Annotated in this window: 4 protein-coding genes and 1 pseudogene; 3 read left to right on the forward strand and 2 right to left on the reverse strand. The window is 42.7% G+C overall.

The genetic code is table 11. The features are described 5' to 3' along the window. From K339_RS37495 to K339_RS0109615, 3 genes are all read left to right on the forward strand, one after another. Window positions 1–1665 (forward strand): hypothetical protein (locus K339_RS37495; RefSeq protein WP_028523398.1); only part of this gene is annotated, 1665 nt, incomplete at its 5' end. Window positions 1666–1796: 131 nt separating this feature from the next. After that, window positions 1797–3875 (forward strand): fibronectin type III domain-containing protein, encoded by a 2079-nt coding sequence (locus tag K339_RS0109610; protein WP_169731840.1) that lies wholly within the window; start codon window positions 1797–1799, stop codon window positions 3873–3875. A 157-nt stretch (window positions 3876–4032) separates the two neighbouring features. Then, the gene (locus K339_RS0109615; protein ID WP_028523400.1) at window positions 4033–4638 is read left to right on the forward strand and encodes a recombinase family protein; all 606 of its coding nucleotides are present in this window, start codon (window positions 4033–4035) and stop codon (window positions 4636–4638) included. A 578-nt stretch (window positions 4639–5216) separates the two neighbouring features. Here K339_RS0109615 and K339_RS0109635 read toward each other — a convergent pair. Next, window positions 5217–5813 carry a helix-turn-helix transcriptional regulator gene (locus tag K339_RS0109635; protein ID WP_169731841.1) on the reverse strand — a complete coding sequence of 199 codons (597 nt, stop codon included), beginning with the start codon at window positions 5811–5813 and terminating at the stop codon, window positions 5217–5219. A 41-nt stretch (window positions 5814–5854) separates the two neighbouring features. Next, a pseudogene (locus K339_RS0109640) lies at window positions 5855–6052 on the reverse strand (IS3 family transposase); the annotation flags it as partial. Window positions 6053–6159: the final 107 nt, after the last annotated feature.

Raw genomic sequence — 6159 nt, forward strand, 5'->3', positions numbered from 1 at the left:
CCCCGCCTCTCGTTTGGCATGTTGGCCTACGAACGAAGCGGAAGTAATATGGCCAATTTCCCTGTTGTTCTGGAAGAACTCTCCGCCAAGACCGAAAATAACTCGATTTTGATTGGCCTTGGCATCAGTGTCAATTTAATGAAAAGCGGAGAAGGGAAAGGCTTTAATGGTCGAGCCTTTTTAACTTTAGAAGCACAAGAAGTAAATGGTACGTGGAAATTCGTCGGCATTCGTCGTCCTATAGACATCGCTCTTGATGCTAGTGTATCTGCCTTTGAACTGCAAGGACGTATTCAGCTTTACGAAGACGAGACAGAGCGTGGTTTTAAGGGGGCGATAAAGCTCAAAATTAAGCCACCTAACAAGGAAATTCTTGTATGTGCACGGGCAGTTTTTGGATACAATTTTGTGGATCAAGAACGCTACTGGTACGTTGATGGGCTAGCTTCTGGGCTAGAAATCCCCATCGCAGGGCCATTGGTATTAGATGGTTTTGCGGGCGGGCTATACAGTAAGTTTCGCCCTATTGGAACGGGAGGCACCGCAGCTACTTCCCGCGATTGTGACGGCCCTAATACGGGGATTCCTTACAGATATGATAAAACCGTTGGTTTAGGTTTCCGAGCGGCCGTTTTATTGAAAGTGAAAAACTCAGAAAATGCGTTTCGAGGTAGAGTAGGTTTTGAGATAGTGCTTAATCGTAATTATGGAATCAGTACTATCGGCTTCTACGGGCATGGTGAGTTAATGGTAAGCAACCCCGACATTGCCTCTAATACCGCCCAACTTACCAAAAACTTCAAAAACGTTGCAAAAACCAGCAATGAAAACTCGGATAAGCCCATTTCGCAACCCGAAATGTTGCGAAAAGCAAGTTCGATTGATTCTAATACCGTTAATTCAAGACCCGCAGGAGCAATTGCTTTTTGGGTAGGATTGGTTTGGAACTTAGATAAAGGCGAACTTCACGGGGAAGCCGAAGCCTACGCCAATATCGGTTCAGTGATGCGAGGCATTGGCCCTTATGGGCGTATTGGGCGCGTAGAACTCCATTTTGATGCTCAAAAATGGTACATTCACGTCGGTAAACCCACTGATAAACTTGGGGTAATGGTTGGCTTTGGTCCTGTCGTTGCTCGCACAGGGATGTACCTTATGGTCGGACATGGCGTTCCAAATCAGCTTCCTGCTCCGCCTGTTCAAGTGACACAACTCATTCAAGTTCCGACTAGCAGTCTTACTCGACCTGCCTCAGACGCCCAGCAAATCCTTGATGGCAAAGGCTTTGCGATGGGACTTGACATTAACGTAAGCACTGGGCCACTCCAATTTGCGGCTCTTTATGGGCAATTTGGCGTAGGGGCAGGGGTAGATTTCTTGGCACGAAAATACAATTCATTTACGTGCGGATATGATGCTGGATCGAACGGAGTATATGCTGTGGGACAATTTTATGCCTATGTACAAGGAGAGATTGGATTGCGGGTTGGTCGTCGAACATTTACCATTTTTAATGCGGGTGTAGCAGGACTAATGCAGGGAGGCTTTCCCAATCCTGCCTGGTTTAGTGGTAGTGTAGGCGGGCGCTATTCTGTATTAGGAGGGCTTGTAAAAGACAAGTTTAATTTTAATGTCAAATTGGGTACACCATGCCAAGGAATATAATTCAGGAGTACATGAGAACATCAACTTTTTTATATCAACCAATACGTCGTACGCTCCTTTTGCTGAGTGTTTTAACTGGGTTGCTCGCTGGGCAACTCCAGGCCCAAACTACTGCCAAAACGGTATCTTTAATGGCCAAGAGTATTCAAATCACCGTCAATGGTTCTCCAAAAACAGTTGTTGCCTTGCGTTGGTTACCTGTTGGAGATACTCTTACGGCCAATAGTTCTGCCACTAACTATTATTTGAACGCTTGGGAACGCTTCAAAAATCGCAATGGCTATGTGATTGAAAGGCGAAATGTAGCTACTGGGACTATCGAACGAAGCATCACTATTCTACCCGATACCGTTGCCCTCGGAAATTGTGCTCGAAGCACCACCATGGGATTCGAGTCCGAAGTATGTGATTTACTTTATGGAGCACTGTACGATGTTATTGATTCATCTCCAGGAACCATAAATGGACAAACCATCGAAATCCAAGCCGCAAACGCACAGGAACGTCCTCAGCGATACAGCCTCACGGCCTTAGGCGCAGAAATGAGTTTTAAAGCCTCGCGTTTGGCTGGGCTTGGCTGGATTGACTCCACGGCGGTCGAAAATAGCAACTACGATTACCGTATTCGCGAAGCAGGAACGACCAATGCCGATACCGCAACCCGATCGCATCAGTTACGGATTCTAGCAGCTATCGTAGGACAACAGGCTCCTGCGGCTCCGTTGGCCACGTTTGGTGACAAAAAAGTAACCCTCAAATGGCGTTGGCGTAATCTTGCCACTACCCAATTGGCCTTCCAAAAAGCGTATTCTAACTACCATGTCGAAAAATCTACGACTTCTTCTACTGCGGGGTTTTCTCGGGTAACGACCAAACCCATTTTTTCATTTAGTGACCTGACTGACTCTCTCTATTTTAATACAACACTCGATACCAATGGCGTAACAAGGTTTTTCAGAATCGTAGGGCGTACCCCTTTTGATGAAGAAGTCAATTCAGGCGTTGTCTCTGGTATGGGAAAGGCTACTCCTCTAAAACTTTATCCACGCATTGACAGCTCAAGTATTTCGACCACCAATCAAGCTTATTTTCGTTGGGTATTTCCTTCTGACACCATTATAGCCAACGCTAATTCGCTCATCAAAGGCTTTGTAGTTCGTCGAACCACTGATTTAGCGAATTTTAGTATCATCAGTGGTACTTCTCTTTTGTCAGTGTCAAATCGTCAATTTTCCTTATCAAACGTAACTACCTCGGGCTATTATGTGGTAACAGCAGTTAGTACATCAAATGATAGCCTCAATTCCATTCCCGTTTTTCTTGAAACAATAGATGAAACCCCTCCCCAAGTACCCACAGGCTTAACCGCCACCTGGCAAGCAGCTACTAAGGGAGTAAAACTAACTTGGGTGGCCAACAGCGAAGTCGATTTATTGGGGTATAAACTGTTTAGGTCAAACTTAGCCGATGAAGAGCCCACACTCATTGCAGATTCATTGGTAAATGTTACCACTTTTATTGATACCCTTGTCAAACTTGATAACCCCCGCGCCTACTATTCTATTTTAGCGATTGATAAGCGTTATAATCATTCTGCACTATCTCCTAAAATTTCGATTCGCAAACCTGATCAGCGACCGCCTGCACGACCCCTATTCAAAGGATTTTCCATCAGTAATCGAACCATTCAGCTGGATTGGATAAGTAGCATTAGCACCGATGTCGCGACCTACAAACTGAGTCGAAAAACAAAAAATACGGTGGCATCGCCTACCCTGTTAAAAAGTTGGCCCAAAGCGAGTAGCCCCCAAACTTACGCTGATACTGCGTTGAATGTTGGGATATATACTTACTATGTACAGGCGATTGACTCCACCAACAATATGTCAACCGATAGCATTGATGTTGAACTCCTAAGCGTTGCTGTTGGTAAACCCCGATTAGACATATTTACCTCAAAAGCCGATACTATTTTTAAACAAATTGAACTTCGATGGACATACGACGTCGCCAACGTGGTTGAATTTGAAATTTTGAAAGCAGAAGGCGCTTCAAGTCAGTTGAGTAGTTGGAAAATTACGGATGGCTCTACCCGTTCTATTTATGATGACAATGTGGCAACGGGAAAAACCTATCGTTATTCCATTCGTGCTTTATTTAAAGATGGAATGAATTCCAATTGGAAAGAGATTTCGGTAGTTTTACAATAAACCTGTGTCCAAACAAACCCCCGTTTAAATATACTCTTTCCCCATTTCGTTGGCTTCTAGGTCAAATGCCCTTTTTTGCCCCAAAAAGTCAATAGTTATTGTCTATTTATCAAAGTATAGTTAATTTTAAATTTTATCCATATTAACTATACAATCTATGAAAATTGGTTACGCCCGCGTCAGTACCAAAGACCAATCCCTCGATTTACAAACCGATGCTCTCGCCAAAGCTGGCTGTGAACATGTATTCACCGAAACGGCTTCAGGAGCCAAGTCGGATCGCCCTGAACTTTTGAAAATGCTTGACTTTGTTCGCACGGGTGATGTCGTCGTCGTTTATAAACTCGACCGACTCGGGCGCTCGCTAAAGCACTTACTCGACGTCGTTGCCTTGCTCAACCAAAAAGGGGTTGGCTTATTTTCCATCAACGACGCCATTGATACCACGACTCCCCAGGGGAGGTTGTTTTTTAATATCTCAGCCAGTTTTGCTGAGTTTGAACGGGACCTCATCCGCGAACGTACTAAGTCAGGCTTAGAAGCAGCTAGGGCCAGAGGAAGAAAAGGTGGACGTCGAGCGGGTATGACCAAGGAAGCAATCAATAAAGCCATCTTAGCCGAAGCCTATTACAAAGAAGGTAAACTCGGGGTCAACGCCATTGCCCAAGAAATCGGGGTTTCCAAAATGACCCTCTACAAATACCTACGCCATCGAGGTGTAAAAATTAGTGCCTACCACAAAACATCCAAAGATAATAACTAATAAAAACCGCCAAGCCATATTGGTTTATCTAAACGTCGGTTCTGCAAAATACCCCCTCCAAAACGCTAGAATCGCCGTTTTTCAATATGGCTCCTTCTAAATGGTTATGAACAAAAGGGGTTTTATGGCCAATATTCGACATATTTTTTAGACTAAAAATTAGCCATTTTTTTACAAATTTTCATATTTGCATACAAGCCTATACTGGTAATCACATGGTAATACATTGCCATTACATTGGTAATACTTTGGTTATATACAGGACGTATATGATTTTCAAAAACGTATAACTCTCTGATTAGCAAGCTCAATGAATATACCATTACCATTTTCAAAAAAAGTCATAAAAACGGTTTATAGAGCATTATACTGGAAATAACCGAAATTACCGCGATATACACTAGGTATATATCAATCAAGTAAATACCCACAAACCCATGAGGTTCAGGCTGATTTTCCATGGATTTTGATATGGTTTCTTTGGAGATAAATGCCTTTATTGACATTATCAGGGTACATTAAAAAATGTGATGATACGTAATGAAACATAATGATTCGTAATGATACGTAAGCCCGTTTTACACATAATATTGCAGTGCAGCTTTAAGAATCCCAGCCACTTTATTACGAAGAGAGGCTGGTTCCAGTACTTCAATGGCGCTACCATATTCTAAGATTTTTGTAATTAGCTCATTGTTACAAATCACCCGAAGTTCCAAAACCGTTTTTCCATCTTGGGGATCAATAGAAGCTTCTTGCGTTGGATGGATTTTTTTGGTGAGGGCATATCTTTCTCGTACTGAATCGTGAAATTTTAGCTTCACTTTTCTGGGTTTACCTTTTTTGGTTACCCCCACCATATTTTTGAAATGGGCATTCAAATCAGCCTTATTAGGATGTTTAAATTGTTCTTGGGTCACAAAAGGTTGATTTAACATTCGGTCAATGGGGAATACCTGGAGAAACACACTTTGGTTATTTCCTTGTGCCCAACCCACCAAGTACCAGCGGTTATTATGTTCCCGCAACTGTAAAGGCATAACCACCTTGGTTTCGGCTTCTGCCATTTCAAACCCTTGATACCTAATCTTGATAAATTCTTTGCGGTGAATCAATTGATAAAGTTTATCAAAATAGCTCCGACCTCTTAGTTCTACTTCTTCAAATTCAATCAAGGGATTCAGGTCTCCTTTTAGCTCTTCTGAGGTGGTCCATTTTAGACGGACAGTTTACTTTGCAGGATTAATAATTCATTTTGGTTGTAAATTTGTTCAAATTTTTCGGGACTTTCATAGCCCAAAGCCGAATGTCGGCGAATACGATTATAATAGACTTCAATATAGTCAAACAGTTCTGTTTGAGCATCTTCCAAACTATCAAAACTGCCTTTTTCTAACATTTCCCGTTTAATCGTCGCCCAAAGAGACGGGGCCGCCCTTTAGGTTTGTACTATGGTAAAATTTCAAGATTGAGTATTTTTAACAAACAGTACCAGAGTGGGCTTCCCTATGGGGTCGCAGA

Origin of the sequence: Runella limosa DSM 17973, from assembly GCF_000482465.1 — a bacterium.
Taxonomy (GTDB): Bacteria; Bacteroidota; Bacteroidia; order Cytophagales; family Spirosomataceae; genus Runella; species Runella limosa.

Coding starts and splice junctions, on each gene's coding strand:
- K339_RS0109610 (WP_169731840.1), top strand. CDS start 1,797: ATGGCCAAGAGTATTCAAATCACCGTCAATGGTTCTCCAAAAACAGTT.
- K339_RS0109615 (WP_028523400.1), top strand. CDS start 4,033: ATGAAAATTGGTTACGCCCGCGTCAGTACCAAAGACCAATCCCTCGAT.